Source organism: Geothrix fermentans DSM 14018 (assembly GCF_000428885.1).
GTDB classification, from domain to species: Bacteria; Acidobacteriota; Holophagae; order Holophagales; family Holophagaceae; genus Geothrix; species Geothrix fermentans.
In genome coordinates, this window is record NZ_AUAU01000007.1 from 42,269 (window position 1) to 59,571 (window position 17,303).

Genomic DNA, 17,303 nt, shown 5'->3' on the forward strand with positions numbered 1-17,303 from the left:
ATACGACCTCTTAGGGCTCTCCGAAGGACTTCACGCCGGTGGCGCCCTTGGGTGGCGGCTGATCGCTGATCTGGACCCGGCCGTCGCCGTCGGTCCACTGGTAGATGCGCGTGGCGGCCCGCTGCTGGGCTGTGGGCTCGGGCACGGTCTTCTCCTCGTCCACCTTGAACCCGCCCCGCCCCTTCTTCAGCAGGGCCATGCTGCCCGCCAGCCTGGGATCCGGCTGGACGGCCCGGCGCTGGTAGAGGTCGAGCACCTTGGGCACGTAGGCCCGCGTCTCCCGGTAGGGCGGGACGCCCTTGTAGCGGTTCACGGCGCCTTCCCCGGCGTTGTAGGCCGCCACCACCTTGTGCAGGTCGCCCTCGTAGTAGCCGTGGAGCCACTTGAGGTACTTCACACCCCCGCTGATGTTCTGGCGGGGATCGAAGGGATCCAGCACGCCGAAGCGCTCGGCCGTCGAGGGCATGAGCTGCATGAGGCCCAGGGCCCCGGCCTTGGAGCGGGCCTTGTAGTTGAAGGCGCTTTCCGCCTGGATGATGGCCCGGGCCAGGTGGATGTCCACGCCCTCAGCCTGGGCGATCTCATCCACCAGCGCGATGAGTTCGGGGCTCTTCAGGGCCCGGGCCATCTCCGCGGGCGTGACCGCGAGGCGCACCTTCCCCACGCCCACGTGCTTGAGAATGAGCCCCTGCCCCTTCATGTAGCTGGGCGGCAGGTTGTTGATCACCAGCCGGCCCTGCTTGTCGTAGTAGGTGTAGAGGTAGGTGATGCCGGGTTTCCCAGCGGCCCGCGAAGCCTTCGGCACCCCGGCGGCGAGGGCCAGGCTGGCGCAGGAGAGGATCAGGGCGGAACGCAGCATCTGGCTCCATGATACGGCCTTGCGATCGAGCGAAAAAAGAACGAATAATAACTCATGGAACCCCCCATGCCCAGATCCGAACTGCTGCTCTACGAGGCCGACGACGGCCAGACCCGGGTGCAGGTTCGGCTGGAGGACGAGACGGTCTGGCTGTCGCAGCGGCAGATGGCCGAGCTGTTCCAGAAATCCATTCCAACCATCAACGAGCACATTCAAAACATTTACGAGGAGGGAGAGCTTCAGCCTGAAGCAACCCTTCGGAATTTCCGAATGGTTCAGATCGAGGGCACCCGTGAAGTGGGGCGAGACATCGCGTTCTACAACCTCGACGTGATCATTTCCGTGGGCTACCGCGTGTGCTCCCACCGCGGCACGCAGTTCCGCATCTGGGCCACTCAACGGCTGAGGGAATACATCGTCAAGGGTTTCGTCCTGGATGACGAGCGGTTGAAGCATCCCCCCGCGGAAGGTTCGGGCCTGCCGGACCGCTTCAACAAACTGCTGGAGCGCATCCGCGACATCCGGGCCAGCGAGCGGCGCATGTATCTCCGCGTGAGGGAGATCTTTGCCATGGCCTCGGATTATGCCCCTTCGCAAGCCGAGACGGCGGCGTTCTTCAGCGTCATCCAGAACAAGCTGCACTTCGCCGCCACAGGCAAGACCGCCGCAGAACTGATCCTCGAACGGGCCGACAGCGCACGACCTCACATGGGCCTCACCCACTGGATCTCCGGGCGTGCAGAAGGCCGATGTGACGGTCGCCAAGAACCATCTGTCCGAGGCCGAGATCGGTGAACTGAATCGCATCGTGGCCATGTGGCTGGATTTTGCCGAGGACCAGGCGCGGCGCCGGAAGGAAACCTTCCTGAAGGACTGGACCGAACGCCTCGATGCTTTCCTAGCCTTCAACGACCGCGAAGTTCTATCCAGTCCTGGGCATGCATCGAGAGAGCAGGCCGACCTCCATGCGAAACGGGAATATGAGCGATTCGCTGCGGAGCGGCGGACTCGTCTGGAAGCGGAAGGAGAAGCCTTCAACCTGAGGACGCTCGAAGCCGCCGCCATGGTGCGGCTCCAGACGAAGGAATCCCCCACGCCCGCGAAGCGCCGGAAAGCGAAGTAGGCGGCCGCGTGGCATAGCCTCTTTGCAGGGGCCGGACGGCCGGCTACATGTTTCTGCGGTACTGCCCGCCGACTTCATAAAGGGCGCTGCTGATCTGGCCGAGGCTGCAGACCTTGGCGGCGTCGAGCAGGGCCAGGAAGAGGTTGCCGCGGGCCTGGGCGACCTCCTTGAGGCGGACCAGCGCGGCGGGGGCGCGATCGGCGTTGCGGGTGTGGAAGGCCGCCAGGTTGTGGATCTGCTGCTGCTTCTCCGCCTCCGTGCTGCGGATCAGCTCCGGGGCGCCCAGTTCCTTGGGTGCGGGGTTCAGGAAGGTGTTCACGCCCACGATGGGCAGCTCCCCGCTGTGCTTGAGGTGCTCGTAGTGCATGGACTCTTCCTGGATCTTGCCCCGCTGGTACATGGTCTCCATGGCGCCCAGCACGCCGCCCCGGTCCGCGATGCGTCGGAACTCCATGAGCACGGCCTCCTCCACCAGCTCCGTCATCTGCTCGATGAGGAAGGAGCCCTGGAGCGGGTTCTCGTTCTTCGCCTCGCCCAGCTCGCGGTTGATGATGAGCTGGATGGCGATGGCCCGGCGCACGCTCTCCTCGGTGGGCGTGGTGATGGCCTCGTCGTAGGCGTTGGTGTGCAGGCTGTTGCAGTTGTCGTAGATCGCGTACAACGCTTGCAGCGTCGTGCGGATGTCATTGAAATCAATTTCCTGGGCATGGAGCGAGCGGCCCGAGGTCTGGATGTGGTACTTGAGCTTCTGGGAGCGGTCGTTGGCGCCGTACTTCTCCTTCATGGCCACGGACCAGATGCGCCGGGCCACGCGGCCGATGACGCTGTACTCGGGATCGAGGCCGTTGCTGAAGAAGAAGCTGAGGTTCGGCGCGAAATCGTCGATGTGCATGCCCCGGGAGAGGTAGTACTCGACGAAGGTGAAGCCGTTGGCCAGGGTGAAGGCCAGCTGGCTGATGGGGTTCGCGCCGGCCTCGGCGATGTGGTAGCCGCTGATGCTCACCGAGTAGAAGTTGCGGATCTTCTCCTCGATGAAGGTCTGCTGGATGTCGCCCATGACCTTGAGGCTGAACTCCGTGCTGAAGATGCAGGTGTTCTGGGCCTGGTCCTCCTTGAGGATGTCGGCCTGCACGGTGCCGCGCACGGTCTGGAGGGCTTCCGTGCGGAGCTTGGCATAGACATCCGCGGGCAGCACCTCGTCGGCCGTCACGCCCAGCAGCGCCAGGCCCAGGCCGTCGTTGCCCTCGGGCAGGGCGCCCTCGTAGCGGGGGCGGGCCAGACCCTTGGCGGCGTAGAGCGCGTCGATCTTCTTCTGGGCCTCATCGAGCTTCCCATGCTCCTTCAGCCAGGCCTCGGCCCGCTGATCGATGGCGGCGTTGAGGAAGAAGGCCAGCATGGTGGGCGCGGGGCCGTTGATGGTCATGCTCACGCTGGTGGTGGGGCAGAGCAGGTCGAAGCCCGAGTAGAGCTTCTTGGCGTCGTCCACGGTGCAGACGGACACGCCGCTGTTGCCGATCTTGCCGTAGATGTCGGGCCGGACGTGGGGGTCCTCACCGTAGAGGGTGACACTGTCGAAGGCGGTGCTGAGGCGCACGGCGGGCTGGCCCTTGCTCACGTAGTGGAAGCGCTTGTTGGTGCGCTCGGGCGTGCCCTCCCCGGCGAACATGCGGGTGGGATCCTCGCCCACGCGCTTGTACTCGAAGACGCCCGCCGTGTAGGGGAAGCGGCCCGGCAGGTTCTCCAGCAGCTGCCAGCGCAGCAGCTCGCCCCAGCCCGAGAAGGGCGGGAGCGCGACCTTGGGCACCATGGAGCCGCTGAGCGATACGGTGTAGTTGGCGGTGCGGATCTCCTTGCCACGCACCACGTAGACGTTCTCGGGCTCGGTGTAGCTGCGCTTCAGCTCGGCCCATTCGTGGATGAGGCGGCGGCTCTCGGCGTGCAGCTCGCCCAGGTGCTCCTGGTAGCGCTGGCGCAGCACCAGGATGGCCGTGCCCTGGTCGCCTTCCCCGGCTTCGGTGAGGCGGGCCGCATCATAGAACCCCCCGGCCGGGGGCACCTTGTCGCCCAGGGCGCTCAGGCTGATCCAGAGGGCGTGGGCCAGCTCGGCGGTCTCCGCCTGGCGGCGGGTCCAGGCCTTGTAGCCCTGCACGGCATCGGCGATCTCCGCCAGGTAGCGCACCCGCTCCGGCGGGATGATGGCGGCGCGGCGGGGGCTCCCGGGCTCGGCCTCGAGCTTGGGTGCCCAGTCCACGCCCGTCTTGGCGGCCAGGGCCTTCACCAGGTTCACGAAGAGCCAGTTGGTGGCGGGGTCGTTGAACTGGCTGGCGCAGGTGGCATAGACCGGCATGTCGTCGGAGGGTTCGCTGAAGCGCTTGTGGGCCCGCTGGTACTGCTTGCGCACGTCCCGCAGGGCGTCCTCGGCGCCGCGCTTGTCGGCCTTGTTCAGCACGACGAGGTCGGCGAAGTCCAGCATGTCGATCTTCTCGAGCTGGCTGGCCGCGCCGTACTCCGGCGTCATCACGTACATCGAGAGATCCACCAGGTCCGCGATCTCGCTGTCGCTCTGGCCGATGCCCGCGGTCTCGACGATCACCAGGTCGTAGCCCTCAGCCTTGGCGGCGGCGATGCTGGCCACCAGGGCCTCGCTGGTGGCCCGGTGGGCGGCGCCCCGGGTGGCCAGGCTGCGCATGAAGACCCGGTCCCGCAGCTCCGGATGGTAGAGCGAGTTCATGCGGATGCGGTCACCCAGCAGGGCGCCGCCGGTCTTGCGCTTGGTGGGGTCCACGCTGAGAACCGCGACGCGGTTCTCAGGAAAATCAACCAGGAAGCGGCGGAGGAGTTCGTCGATGAGCGAGGACTTGCCGGCGCCGCCCGTGCCGGTGATGCCGAGGACGGGCACCTTCTTCGCGGGCGTTTCGAACCTACCCGCGGCGCCTGCCTCGACTTCGGTGATCTTCCGGGCCAAGGGCAGCGCCGCGGGCCGGGTCTGCGGATCGAAGTCGCAGCGCTCGACCATGTCGTCGATCATGCCCTGGAGGCCCATGTGGCGGCCGTCCTCGGGGCTGTAGATGCGGGCCACGCCGTAGGCCTCCAGCTCCCGGATCTCCTCGGGGACGATGACGCCGCCGCCGCCGCCGAAGACCTGGATGTGGCCGGCGCCCCGCTCCTTCAGCAGGTCCACCATGTACTTGAAGAACTCCACGTGGCCGCCCTGGTAGCTGGAGAGGGCGATGCCCTGGGCGTCCTCCTGGATGGCGGTCTCCACGATGTCCTGCACGGAGCGGTTGTGGCCCAGGTGGATCACCTCGCAGCCCGTGGCCTGGATGATGCGCCGCATGATGTTGATGGCGGCATCGTGGCCGTCGAAGAGGCTGGCGGCGGTGACGAAGCGGATCTTGTGCTTCGGCAGGTAGCCGTCGGCTCCGTGGGCGGTGGCTGGCGCGGTGAGTGTGGACATGGAACCCCCGTTCGGGCGAACCTCCAGTCTACCGGGGCCGGTCCCGCTTCCGAAGGTGCAGATCACCCCGGGGTCAGTTGTCCTCCAGGAGGCCGACCGGGAAGCGCTCCTCCATCAGGCTCTGGCGCTCGCGCAGGTGCTGCATGAGGGCCTTCCACTTGGGCAGGCCCCGGAGCGGCTCCAGCATGGGACTGCGCTCGTACCACTCGGTGCAGCCGAAGCCCCGGGCGAAGGCGCGTCCAGCCATGTCCATGGCGCTGGCGCGGTCGCCGATCAGGGCGTAGGCCTCCGCCAGGCGCAGGGTGAACTCGCCGTCGGGCTCCCGCATGCCGATGCGCTCCTGGTCGTATTCCCGCAGCTTCGTCCAGGCCTCGTCCTTGCGGCCCTCCAGGATCAGGTCGTAGATCTGGCTCAGGCGGAGGATGTTCGGGTAGCCGTTCGCCAGGGTGGCGGCGGCCTTGAACTCCCGCTGGGCCGTGGCCTGATCCCCCCGCACCAGCGCCAGGTAGCCGCGGTAGAAGGGCAGCACGCCCGACGTGCTGCGCAGATGGCCCGGCTGATCCCGGAGCCCCGCCTCGAAGCGCTGGATCTCTCCGGTGTAGAGGTAGGTGATGTCCACGGCCTGGGGTTGGAGGCTGGCGAAGGCCAGCCGGTCCCGCAGGTCCATGGCCTGCCGGGCCAGGGGCAGCAGGCCCGCCCCCCGGGCGGCATAGGCGATGCCCGTGAGGAGGGTGGGGTTGTGGGGCTGGCGGCGGCGGGCCTCCAGCAGGAGGGTCAGGGCCTCGGCCTGGTTGCCGCCATCCGCCTTGAGCAGGGACAAGAGGAAGACGCCCCGGGGGTGGTAGGGCTCCAGGCTGAGCCCCCGCAGGAGCACGATCTCCGTCTCGGACTGCTCCTGCCGGAAGGCGGCCGGATTGTTCAGCATGCGCCGGTAGCGCAGGTTCCCGAGGAGGACCCAGAGGGTGGCGCAGGAGGGCTCCTTGGCCGCGGCCCGCTCCGCCAGGGCGAAGGCTTCGTCCAGCTGCTCGTTCCGCAGCCGCCGGGCGCTGGCCCCGATCATGTCCCAGAAGCTGTCGGGCTGCCGGGGGACCAGGGGTGAAGCGGCAGGGGCGCGGAGGGCCTTGGGGAACCCCGCGAGGAAGGCCTCGAAGGCCGCCGCAGGGACGAGGGGGCTCCCCTGGCGCTGGATCCAGGGAGGCGGCGCCCCCTTGTCCAGGCTGTCACCCGAGGCATAGCGGTAGGAAAGCACCAGGGCCCCCTCCTGCCGCGATGGCTCCAGCTGCACCACCAGGGACCGCCGCTGGTCGCGGAGGACGTCCAGGTTCCCGGGCAGCTCCGTGACGCTGGTGACGGCGGCCTGGCCGAAGGATTCCAGGTGGTCCTGCACCAGCGCGCCGATGGCCCGGCAGGTGGCGGGATCGAGGTTCGTGGTGCCCGGCGGCGGCTGGGTGACCAGCAGGATGCGCAGCGGGCCGCGCAGGCCCCGGGCCGCCAGCAGCCAGGCGACGCCGCCCCCGGCTCCCAGGACCAGGAAGAACAGCAGGCCCAGCATCACGGCCGGACGGCGGAAGGAGGATTCGCGCATGGGGCGACCCCAGATTACGGTTTTCCCCCGGTGTCCCAAAGCACGAAGACCTCCTCTCTGCTCCCGCCAGTGGCCCGGCCCTTGGGCGAAGCCGCATAATCGTCCTGGAGCCGCCATGACCCCTCGACGCTTCCTCCCGGGCCTCGCCATCCTGCTGGCCCTGCCCCTCCCGGCCCAGGCGCCCGCCCAGGCACCTGCCCAAGCCCCCAGCGAGGAGGCCGCCATCCGGCGGTTCCGGGCCCACGCGGCCCCCCGCGCCGTGGCCTCCCGCCCGCCCCTCAGCGCCGAGGAGCGGAATGCCATCCGGCGCTTCAAGGAGGCCAAACCCAGCGTGGTCTACGTCTCCGCCATCGCCCCCATCCAGGACCTCCGCACCCGCGACATCACCAAGATCCCCACGGGGACGGGCACGGGCTTCGTCTGGGACGAGTGGGGCCACGTGGTCACCAATCACCACGTCATCACGGTGGAGGACAAGGGCAAGCGGATCGGCGACGTGGATGAGGTGGAGGTCACGCTGGCGGACGGCAAGACCTACAAGGGCCGGGTGATCGGCACCAGCTTCGCCTATGACATCTCCGTACTCCAGGTCTTCGCGCCCCTCAGCGCCATGCGGCCCATTCCCATCGGCCGCAGCTCCGACCTCCAGGTGGGCCAGGGCGTGATGGCCATCGGCAACCCCTTCGGCCTGGACCACACGCTCACGAAGGGCGTCATCTCCGCCCTGGGCCGGGAGATCGGCACGGGCTACAGCACGCGGATCCTGAACGCCATCCAGACCGACGCCGCCGTGAATCCCGGCAACTCCGGCGGCCCCCTGCTGGACAGCGGCGGCCGGCTCATCGGCATGAACACGGCCATCGCCGCCGCCACGGGCGCCTCCGTGGGCATCGGCTTCGCCATCCCCGTGGACACCCTGAACCGGGTGGTGCCCCTCCTCATCGCCAGGGGCCGCCTGGAGCCCCCCCGCATGGGCTTCGAGACCATGGGCAGCTACCAGGCCCAGCAGCTGTTCGGCATCACCCGCGGCCTGGTGGTAAGCCAGGTGGATCTGGATTCGCCGGCCGGCCGCGCCGGGCTCCGCGCCCTCGAGGTGGATACCTCGGGCCGCCTCAAGACCATGGGCGATGTCCTGCTGGGCTACCAGGGGCGGCAGATCGAGAACGAAGGCCAGTTCATGGCCATGCTGGAGCTCGAGTCCCCGGCCGACGTGGTGGTCTTCGACGTCCTCCGCGATGGGCGGGTCATCAAGGTGAGGTTGGACCTCCGGACACCGAAGAAGAAGGAATCCACCAGCATCTGACCCGGGTCCGACCCTCAACCCGGCCCTCAATGGTGGTGGCGGTGCTCCTCCGGCGCTGGCGCCGGGGCCGGAACCACGGGCCGGGCGGGGCGGGCCTTGGGATCCAGGTAGCGGAGGGGCACGTCCAGGGATCCCTCCAGGTTCGAGCAGGTGATCCTCAGGAGGGCCTCGGGGCTGGTGCCCGTGCGCCGGATGCGCAGGACCTGGCGGGCCGCCTCCGGCCCGGGCGCGTCCAGCACCTGGAAGCCCCGCCCCTGGATCTCGGTCCGGAGGATGCGGAAGGGCTTCCCGTCCCGCGACCGGAGCTCCAGGGCCAGGAGCGTGGTCTTCGGCTCCGTGAACACCACCCGGGCGGGCTCCGGCACCACGGGCAGGGCGAGGCGCCAGTCGACGTAGAGGGTGAACAGGGGCTGCTTCGGCGCGTTGGTGGCCACCTTGAGCACCTCCAGCCCGGCGGTGACGCCCGGCTTCAGGCGCCGGGGCCGCAGGGTCAGGCGCAGGTCCGAGCCCTCGTCACTGGAGGCCAGCTCCGCATCCAGGTAGGCCGGGATCTCCGAGGCCAGAACCAGCTTCAACGGGTCGCCCCCCTCGCGCCGGAAGTGGAAGCCCAACTCCGGGCTCTCGTGGGGGGCCACCTCACCGAAACTCCGGCGCTCGGCATCCACCGTCACCTCGGGACGCACCATCATGTCGTAGCGGAGGATGTAGTTGGGCTGCCCGGGATCGTCCGTGCCCAGGCGCACGGCCCCCTTGACGGGGCCCACCAGGCCCGCCGGATCGACCTTCACCGTCACCATGCGGACCTCGCCCGGCTGGAGGGGCGAGGCCAGCTGCGCCTCGTCCAGGCTCAGCCCCAGGGACAGGTCGAGCACGCGCAGGTGGAAGGGCCGGTCGTGGAGGCTCTTGATGCCGTAGACCGCCTCGCGGATCTCGCGCGGGCCCACGCTGCCCAGGCGGACCGGGAAGGGCGTCGTGAGCTCGATGCGGGCGGGCGGGATCGGGTCCGGCTTGGCCGGGGCTGGATCCACCTTGGCCGGCGTCTGATCCACCTTGGCTGGCGCTGGGGGGACCTGCATCAGGAGGAGGAGGACGGCGGGAAGCAGCATGTCGGATCCGGGAAGGGTCCCTCCAGTGTGCCGCGAGGCCGGCGGAGCACCGGGATGTTAATTGTTGTTAAGTTCCATGAATTCACCTCGTGGTCACAGCCGGTCTGGGTGGAATGGGGAGAACCCTTTTTCCCACGAGGTGATCATGCGAGCCCTTCGCGTCCTTTTGAGCCTGGCCCTGTCGCTGGGCCTGACTTTGACCCTGGGGGCCCAGACCCCGAAGAAGATCCTCTTCGACCACACCCGCCACGAGGAGGCAGGCACCTCCGCCGAGTGGGTGATCTGCTCCGCCAGCGAGCCTGACCCCAGCCCTGCGGCTCCCGTCTACGAGACCGACTGGAACGGCGGCATCAGCGCCTGGGGCTTCGACCTCTACAAGGCCGGCTACAAAGTCCAGACCCTGCCCCCCACAGGCCGGGTCACCTACGGCGACGCCACCAATGCCCAGGATCTCTCCAACTACGCCGTCTACGTCATCCCCGAGCCCTACCTGCTGTTCACGGCTGCGGAGAAGCAGGCCATCCTCAGCTTCGTCCAGAACGGCGGCGGCCTCTTCATCGTCTGCAACCATCCTGGCGCGGCGCGTTACAGCGGCACCGGCGGCACGGACGCCTACACCGTCTTCAACGACCTGGTGGCCGTGAACGGCGGCAACCCCTACGGCTTCACCTTCGTCCCCGGGCACGGGCCCGGCGACACCCTGGCCAACACCACCAGCACCGCCTTCAGCACCAGCACCTCCCCCGCGGCCCAGGCCATCGTCCACGGCGCCTACGGCAGCCTGGGCCTGATGGACTTCCACTCCTACTCGTACCTGAACTACAGCACCGCCCAGAACCCCAATGTGCAGGAGATCCTCCACACCCAGATCAGCGGCGACACGGGCTCCTTCATCGTGACCTGCACGGTGGGCTCGGGCCGGGTGGTGGCCATCAGCGACAGCGCCCCCTCGGACGACGGCACCACCACCACCTCCGGCAAGTCCCTGCACAACAGCTACACCATCAACAGCAACAAGGCCTTCTTCCTGAACGCCACCGCCTACCTGGCCGGTGACGCCGGCCCCGTGGCCCCCACGCCCGTGGTGGGCATCACCTCCCCGTCTTCCAACCTGTCGATCCTCGCGGGCGGATCGGTGAATTTCCAGGGCAGCGCCACCATCTCCGATGGCAGCGCCCTGACCTACAGCTGGTCCTTCGGGGACGGCGCCACGGCCTCCGTGCTGGGCCCCATCAGCCACACCTACACCGCTGCGGGCACCTACACCGCCACCTTCACGGCCACCAGCAATCAGGGCAAGTCGGCCTCCGCCACCCGCACCATCACGGTGACCCCGGCCTCCTACACCATCACCGCCAGCGCCGGCACCGGCGGCACCATCACCCCCTCGGGCGCCGTCACCGTGGCCAGCGGCGGCAGCCAGACCTTCACCATCGCCCCGGCCGCCGGCTACGTCATCAGCAGCGTCACCGTGGACGGCGTGAACCAGGGCGCCCTGGCCTCCTACACCTTCAGCAACGTGAGCGCCGCCCACACCATCGCCGCGGCCTTCGCCGCCAGTGCCGGCAGCAGCCTCAAGGAGACCTTCGACACCGGCACCAAGACCGCCTACGCCGTGGGGACGGTCACCCTCTCCACCGGCTCCTGGACCCTGGACGACGCCCTGCTCGGCAACACCACGGCGGACCGCAAAGTGGGCACCCAGAGCGTCCGCACCCGCAACAGCGGCAGGATCACCATGGGCTTCAACTTCGCCACGGGCGCCAAGACCGTCTCCGTCAAGCACGCCAAGTACGGCAGCGACGGCAACTCCACCTGGGGCCTCTGGTATTCCACCAACAGTGGCTCCACCTGGACCCAGGCGGGGAGCACGGTGACCACCTCCTCCACCACCCTGGCCACGGCCTCCTTCACCGTGAACGTCACCGGGGCCATCCGGTTCCAGATCCGCAAGACGGACGGCACCTCCAACCGGGTGAACTTCGACGACTTCCAGATCGCCGGCTACTGACCGTCCCGCGCTCCGAGAACCCCGGGCTCCGGCCCGGGGTTTTTCGTTATGCTCCCCCCATGAAGAGCCACCGGAAGGTCCTCACGCTCCATCTGCCCGGGCGCACCGGCTTCGTGAACATCACCGCCGAGGTGGCCACCGCCGTGCGCGAGAGTGGCGTGCGGGAGGGGCTCTGCCTGGTCAACTCCATGCACATCACCTCCAGCGTCTTCATCAACGACGAGGAGTCCGGCCTCAAGCAGGACTACCTGCGCTGGCTGGAGAAGCTGGCGCCCTTCAACGCCGGCAGCGACCCCGCCACGGGCGGCTACCTCCACAACCGTACGGGCGAGGACAACGGTGACGCCCACCACAAGCGCCAGGTCATGGGCCGCGAGGTGGTGGTGGCCATCACCGGCGGGCAGCTGGATTTCGGGACCTGGGAGCAGATCTTCTACGGCGAGTTCGACGGCAGGCGCGACAAGCGCATCCTCATCAAGATCATCGGGGAGTGACCATGATCAGCCGCGACCTCTCAGCCCTGCCCAAGCGCGATGTCTACCGCATCCTCTCCAGCCTCGTGATCCCCCGGCCCATCGCCTGGGTCACGACGGTGGATGACGTGGGCCGGGTGAACCTCGCCCCCTTCAGCAGCTTCATGGGCATCTTCGGGCCGCCCATGGTGGCCTTCACGGCGGGCCGCCGCCGGGACGGATCCCTCAAGGACACCCACCGCAACCTGAAGGCGAACGGCCAGGCCGTGGTCCACTTGGCGGACCTGCCCCTGCTGGAACCCCTCCACGCCAGCGGCGCCGAGGCCGACCCGGAGGTCAGCGAGGTGGCGCGCCTGGGTCTGGCCACGCTGCCCTCCCTCCAGGTGGCCCCGCCCCGCCTCGCCGATGCGCCGGTGGCCCTGGAGTGCCGCCTGAACCGCGAGCTGGATCTGGGCCCCGCCAGCACACTGATCTTGCTGGACGTGGTGGTGGCCCACGCCGCGGAGCGTATCTGGAGCGCCGAGTTCGACTGCGCCGACGCCAGCCTCTGGACCCCCGTCGTCCGCCTCGCCTCGGTGGTAGGGCCCAACTATGGCGCCCTGGGGGAGACCTTCCGTCTCGGCCCCTCCGAGCTGCCCTGATTCGGCCTGATCAGGCCTCGTCCGGCTCCACGAAGAGGTGCTGGATCTGGGGGAAGCGCCGCTTCAAGTCCACTTCGAGGGCATCGATGGCCGCCACCAGGGCGGCGCCGCTGGGCTGGTCCCGGAACTGCACCTGCAGCGCCACCATGAGGCGGTCGCTGCCCACGATCACGGCCACCAGGTGCAGCACCCGGTCCACGGCCGGATCCTCCTCCGCCGCCGCGCGGAGCTGGGCCCTCAGGGCCAGGGGCGGCGCCTCGTTCATGAGGAGGCTCGCCACCTCGACGCCCACGAAGAGGGCCACGGCGATGAGCAGGAGCCCGATGGCCACGCTGCCGGCCCCATCCCACACGGGGTTCCCGGTGGCCATCGTGAGCAGCACCGCCGCCAGCGCGACCACCAGGCCCACCAGGGCCGCGATGTCCTCCGCCAGCACGACCACCAGCTCCGTGCTGCTGGACTGGCGCAGGTAGCGCAGGAGGGAGCGGCCCCGGCGCTCGGCCTCCGCCGCCTTCAGGGCCCCCCGCAGCGAAGCCCCCTCCAGGCCGATGGCGAAGACCAGCAGGGCCACGGCCCAGCCCAGGTGGTGCGGCGCCTCGGGATGGCGGATCTTGTGGATCCCCTCCACCAGCGAATAGAGCCCGCCGATGGTGAAGAGCAGGAGGGCCACGAGGAAGCTCGCCACGAAGGCGGCCTGGCCATGGCCCAGGGGATGCTTCGGCCCGGCGGGCTTCCCGGCCTGGCGCATGCCCAGGAAGAGCAGCACCTGGTTCGCGCAGTCCGCGGTCGAATGGATGGCTTCGGTGAGGAGGCTGGAACTGCCGGTCAAGAGGAACACGCCGAACTTGGAGACGGCGATGCCCCCGTTGGCGGCGAGGGCCAGGGCGATGGCGCGGGCGGAACCGGTGGACATGGATCCAGCATAGGGCCGGATCAGAAGGCGTAGATGCCCAGCTCCCGCAGCAGGTCGCCCAGCAGGTAGAGGGAACCCGTCACCAGGCGGGGGGCCTCCGCGGGCGTCCGCAGGAGCGCCGCCGCCTCCCGGAGGTCGAGCATCGGCGCCTCAAGGCCCCAGGCCTCCCGCAGGGCCCCGGCCTTCGCGTAGCGCGGAGCGTCCCCCTGGATGTAGGTGACGGACAGCGGGCGCATGCGCTTCATCTCCCGGGCCACGCCAGCCAGGTCCTTGTCGCCCATGGCGCCGAAGAAGAGGTGAGGGCGGACACCGCAGGCCAGGGCATGGTCCGCCAGGACCCGCGCGCCATCGGGGTTGTGGGCACCGTCCATCCACACGGCCTGGAGCCCCGGCGGAGCCCAGAGCCGGCCGGGCCAGCGGGTGGCCGCCACGCCCTCCCAGAGCCGCTCCTCGGGCACGGGAAAACCGAGTTCGCGCAGCTGGCGGACCGCCTCGAAGGCGGTGGCGAGGTTGTCCAGCTGGTGCAGCCCCGCGAGACCCACCCGCTGGCCGGTCACCCTGGAATGGTCCCACCGGATGTCCGCGGGCCCCAGGCGCTGGGCCGGGCACAGGACCGGCGCGCAGGGCAGCAGGGGGCGGATCCACTCCGGGTCGAGGGTGGGGCCCAGCACCAGGGGTCGCCCATCCCGCGCCGTGCAGAGCTTCTCCCGGGCGATGGCCTCCCGGGTGTCGCCCAGGTACTGCTGGTGGTCGAGGCTCACGTTGGTGAGTACCGTGAGGATGGGATCCGTGGCGTTGGTGGCGTCCCAGCGGCCGCCCATGCCCACCTCGAGGATCGCGACTTCCACGCCGGTCATGCGGAAGGCCGAGAGGGCCGCCGTGATCATCAGCTCGAAGTAGGTGGCGGTCACCCCGGTGCGGGCCTCGGAGTCGAAGGCCTCTCCCAGCAGCAATTCGAGGGCGCCTTCACCGATGGGCTCGCCGTCCACCCAGACGCGCTCGGTGACGTCCACCAGGTGGGGCGAGGTGGTCCAGCCCACCACGAAGCCCGCGGCCTTCAGCATGTGGGCGAGGAAGGCCCCCGTGCTGCCCTTGCCGTTGGTGCCCGCGACGAGGAGGACGGGGAAGTTCATGTCCGGGCGGCCCAGGCCGTCCAGCAGGGCCCGGATGTTCTCCAGGCCGCACTTGATCCCCATGTGGCCGCGCCCCTGGAGGCGCGGGATGTGGACGAGCTCGAGCCCCCCGCTCATCAGTCCCGGGGCGAGGGCGTCATCCAGGCCAGGCAGGCGGCGATGAAGTCCTTGAGGTGGTCGCGGGTGACGACCTTGTCCACCATGCCGTGGGTCTGGAGGAACTCCGAGCGCTGGAAGCCCTCGGGCAGGCTCTGCTTGATGGTCTGCTCGATGACGCGCGGGCCCGCGAAGCCGATGAGGGCCTTGGGCTCGGCGATGTTGAGGTCGCCCAGCATGGCGTAGCTGGCGCTCACGCCGCCGGTGGTGGGGTCCGTGAGGATGCTGAGGTAGGGCAGACCCGCCTTGTCCAGCTTGGCCAGGGCGGCGCTGACCTTGGCCATCTGCATCAGCGACAAGGTGCCCTCCTGCATGCGGGCGCCGCCGCTGCAGCTGACGATGAGGTAGGCACACTGCTTCTCCAGGGCCCGCTCGGCGCCCAGGCGCAGCTTCTCGCCCACCACGCTGCCCATGCTCGCGGCCAGGAAGTCGAAGTTCATGATGGCCGCCACCACCGGCTGGCCGGAGAGCGTGCCCTCCACCACCACGACGGCATCCTCGGTCTCGCCGGCCTGCTCCAGCTTCTTCAGCTGGTCCTTGTAGCTCTTGGTCGAGACGAAGCCGAGCGGATCGCCACTCCGCAGGTCGCTGAAGAGCGTGGTCCAGCCCTCGTCCAGCAGGTTCTCCAGCCGCTCGCCCACGCCGATGCGGAAGTGGTATCCGCACTTGGGGCAGACGTTGTGGGTGTTGACCAGCTCCTTGCGGTAGATCAGCTCCTTGCAGGCCTCGCACTTGATCCAGAGGCCCTCGGGCACCCGGACGGTCTTTTCTTCGACAGCGGTCTTCTGTTGACGCTTCTTCACGAACCAGGACATGACGACTCCTACCGGCCCTTGGCCGGACCGTGCTTGAGGGCCTCGAAGAGCCGGTCCAGCTCCGCTTCGCTGCCGTAGTGCATGACCAGGGCGCCCGCCTTGCCCTTGGCCTTGATCTCGATGCGGGTGCCCCAGGACTGGGTCAGCTCCTCTGCCGCGGCCTTGATGAACAGCTCCTGGGGATGCCGCTTCTTCCCGCCCTTGGCCTTGGCCTGCTTCTGGAGCTGCTGGATGCGGGCCTCCAGGGCCCGCACGCTGAGCTGCTGCGCCACCACCTCGTGGGCCAGCTGCTCCTGCAGGCGGGGATCGGGCACGCCCAGCAGCACCTTGGCGTGGCCGGTGCTCAGACGCCCGTGGGCGACATCCGCCTTGATCTCGGCGGGAAGACGCAGCAGCCGCAGGGTGTTGGCCACCTGGGGCCGGGACTTGCCCACGCGGTCCGCCACCTGCTCCTGGGTGAGGCGCAGGTGCTCGCCCAGCTGCCAGTAGGCCGTGGCCTCCTCGATGGGGTTCAGCTCCTGGCGCTGGATGTTCTCCACCAGGGCGAACTCCAGCAGACGGTCATCGGGCACTTCCTTGATGACCACGGGAACCATGGCGATCCCGGCCAGGCGGGCGGCCCGCCAGCGGCGCTCGCCGGCGATGATCTCGAACTGCTGGCCCACCTTGCGCACGACGATGGGCTGGACCATGCCGTGCTGCTTGAGGCTCTCCGCCAGCTCCGCCAGGGCGGCCTCGTCGAAGTGCGTGCGGGGCTGGGCCCGGTTGGGCACCAGGCTGCCCAGGGGCAGCTCCCGCTGGTTGGCGTCCTCGGGCGCCATCTGGCTCATGAGCGAAGTGAGTCCCCGGCCGAGGGCCGGACGCTTCAACTGGGTCATCAGGCTTCCCTCCTCGCGGGCAGCTCCAGTCCCAGCCATTCCTTCGCGAGGCTGAGGTAGGCCTGGGCGCCCTTGGAGCGCAGGTCATAGAAGGCCACGGGCTTGCCGTGGCTGGGCGCCTCGGCGAGCCGGATGTTGCGGGGGATCATGGTCTGGAAGACCTTGCCGGGGAAGGCGTGGCGCACCTCATTGGCCACGGCGGCGCCGAGGTTGGTGCGCTCCTCCGCCATGGTCAGGAGGATGCCGCCCAGCTGCAGGTTCGGATTGGGGCCGGCCTGGATGCGACGCAGGGTCTCGGTGAGCTCCGCCAGGCCATCGAGGGCGAAGAACTCGCAGGGCATGGGGACGATGACCTCGTCCGCGGCGCTGAGGGCGTTCAGGGTGATCATGCCGAGGCTGGGCGGCGGATCGATGAGGATGTAGTCGAAGCGATCCATGAGCGGGGCCAGCCCCTGCTTCAGCACCTGGAGCTGGGGCAGCTCGAAGAGCTCGAACTCCAACTGGGCGAGGTCCTTGCCCGCGGGGATCACCTGCATCATGGGGACCTCGGTGCTCAGCACCAGGGCCTCGGCCGGGGCGCCCTTCATCAGCGCGTAGGCGCCGGCCCGGTGGTCCGGCTTGGGAAAGCCCAGGCCCGTGGTGCTGTGGCCCTGGGGATCGAAGTCCACCAGCAGCACCATCTTCTCCATCATCGCGAGGGACGCGGCGAGGTTGATGGCCGTGGTGGTCTTGCCCACCCCGCCCTTCTGGTTCGCCAGAGCCACCACCCGGGCGCGCATCAGGCGGCCCTCATCATCGCGCAGGCGCTGGTCAAACCACGCATCTCGGCATCCCCTCGGGTGTGGAACAC

At 69.0% G+C, this 17,303-nt stretch carries 13 protein-coding genes and 1 pseudogene; 5 read left to right on the plus strand and 9 right to left on the minus strand.

What is annotated here, in order from left to right; translation table 11 throughout:
• Positions 1-10: 10 nt before the first annotated feature.
• The gene (locus G398_RS21815; protein ID WP_052571163.1) at positions 11-859 is read right to left on the minus strand and encodes a transglycosylase SLT domain-containing protein; all 849 of its coding nucleotides are present in this window, start codon (positions 857-859) and stop codon (positions 11-13) included.
• Positions 860-913: 54 nt separating this feature from the next.
• Here G398_RS21815 and G398_RS21820 point away from each other — a divergent pair.
• Positions 914-1,982 (plus strand): annotated as a pseudogene (locus tag G398_RS21820) (virulence RhuM family protein).
• 43 nt (positions 1,983-2,025) lie between these two features.
• On the opposite strand, the gene G398_RS0102065 reads toward G398_RS21820, so the two are convergent.
• Together G398_RS0102065 and G398_RS0102070 are read right to left on the minus strand one after the other, a co-directional pair.
• Complete coding sequence (locus G398_RS0102065; protein WP_052571166.1) at positions 2,026-5,439, minus strand: methylmalonyl-CoA mutase family protein; 3,414 nt, start codon at positions 5,437-5,439, stop codon at positions 2,026-2,028.
• A 73-nt stretch (positions 5,440-5,512) separates the two neighbouring features.
• Positions 5,513-7,024 (minus strand): tetratricopeptide repeat protein, encoded by a 1,512-nt coding sequence (locus G398_RS0102070; protein WP_026852361.1) that lies wholly within the window; start codon positions 7,022-7,024, stop codon positions 5,513-5,515.
• A 115-nt stretch (positions 7,025-7,139) separates the two neighbouring features.
• Between G398_RS0102070 and G398_RS0102075 the strand changes: the two genes are divergently transcribed.
• Positions 7,140-8,327 carry a S1C family serine protease gene (locus G398_RS0102075; protein ID WP_026852362.1) on the plus strand — a complete coding sequence of 396 codons (1,188 nt, stop codon included), beginning with the start codon at positions 7,140-7,142 and terminating at the stop codon, positions 8,325-8,327.
• A gap of 26 nt (positions 8,328-8,353) precedes the next feature.
• Here the strand turns inward: G398_RS0102075 and G398_RS0102080 are convergent, their stop codons facing one another.
• On the minus strand, positions 8,354-9,433 hold the full coding sequence (locus G398_RS0102080; protein WP_026852363.1) for a hypothetical protein: 1,080 nt from the start codon (positions 9,431-9,433) through the stop codon (positions 8,354-8,356).
• Positions 9,434-9,578: 145 nt separating this feature from the next.
• Between G398_RS0102080 and G398_RS19140 the strand changes: the two genes are divergently transcribed.
• The 3 genes from G398_RS19140 to G398_RS0102095 are packed head-to-tail and all read left to right on the plus strand — an operon-like array spanning position 9,579 to position 12,558.
• A complete protein-coding gene (locus G398_RS19140; RefSeq protein WP_157492246.1) occupies positions 9,579-11,444 on the plus strand; it encodes a PKD domain-containing protein in 1,866 nt (621 codons plus the stop codon).
• Positions 11,445-11,503: 59 nt separating this feature from the next.
• Positions 11,504-11,938, plus strand: coding sequence for a secondary thiamine-phosphate synthase enzyme YjbQ (locus G398_RS0102090; RefSeq protein WP_026852364.1), 435 nt, complete (start codon positions 11,504-11,506; stop codon positions 11,936-11,938).
• Between the two features lie 2 nt (positions 11,939-11,940).
• Entirely contained in the window at positions 11,941-12,558 is a 618-nt protein-coding gene (locus G398_RS0102095; RefSeq protein ID WP_052571170.1) for a flavin reductase family protein, read from the plus strand.
• Between the two features lie 10 nt (positions 12,559-12,568).
• On the opposite strand, the gene G398_RS0102100 is transcribed toward G398_RS0102095, so the two are convergent.
• Genes G398_RS0102100 through G398_RS0102120 form a run of 5 tightly spaced genes read right to left on the minus strand, consistent with a single transcriptional unit; the run spans position 12,569 to position 17,232 of the window.
• On the minus strand, positions 12,569-13,471 hold the full coding sequence (locus tag G398_RS0102100; RefSeq protein ID WP_026852366.1) for a cation diffusion facilitator family transporter: 903 nt from the start codon (positions 13,469-13,471) through the stop codon (positions 12,569-12,571).
• Between the two features lie 20 nt (positions 13,472-13,491).
• Positions 13,492-14,721, minus strand: coding sequence for a bifunctional folylpolyglutamate synthase/dihydrofolate synthase (locus tag G398_RS15555; protein ID WP_052571172.1), 1,230 nt, complete (start codon positions 14,719-14,721; stop codon positions 13,492-13,494).
• Positions 14,721-15,575: an acetyl-CoA carboxylase, carboxyltransferase subunit beta gene (gene accD / locus G398_RS0102110; protein ID WP_026852368.1), complete on the minus strand. Its 855-nt coding sequence runs from the start codon at positions 15,573-15,575 to the stop codon at positions 14,721-14,723. Before accD ends, G398_RS15555 begins: the two co-directional genes overlap by 1 nt.
• A gap of 8 nt (positions 15,576-15,583) precedes the next feature.
• Positions 15,584-16,453 carry a ParB/RepB/Spo0J family partition protein gene (locus G398_RS0102115; RefSeq protein WP_043483133.1) on the minus strand — a complete coding sequence of 290 codons (870 nt, stop codon included), beginning with the start codon at positions 16,451-16,453 and terminating at the stop codon, positions 15,584-15,586.
• Positions 16,453-17,232: a ParA family protein gene (locus G398_RS0102120; protein WP_026852370.1), complete on the minus strand. Its 780-nt coding sequence runs from the start codon at positions 17,230-17,232 to the stop codon at positions 16,453-16,455. Before G398_RS0102120 ends, G398_RS0102115 begins: the two co-directional genes overlap by 1 nt.
• Between the last annotated feature and the right edge of the window lie 71 nt (positions 17,233-17,303).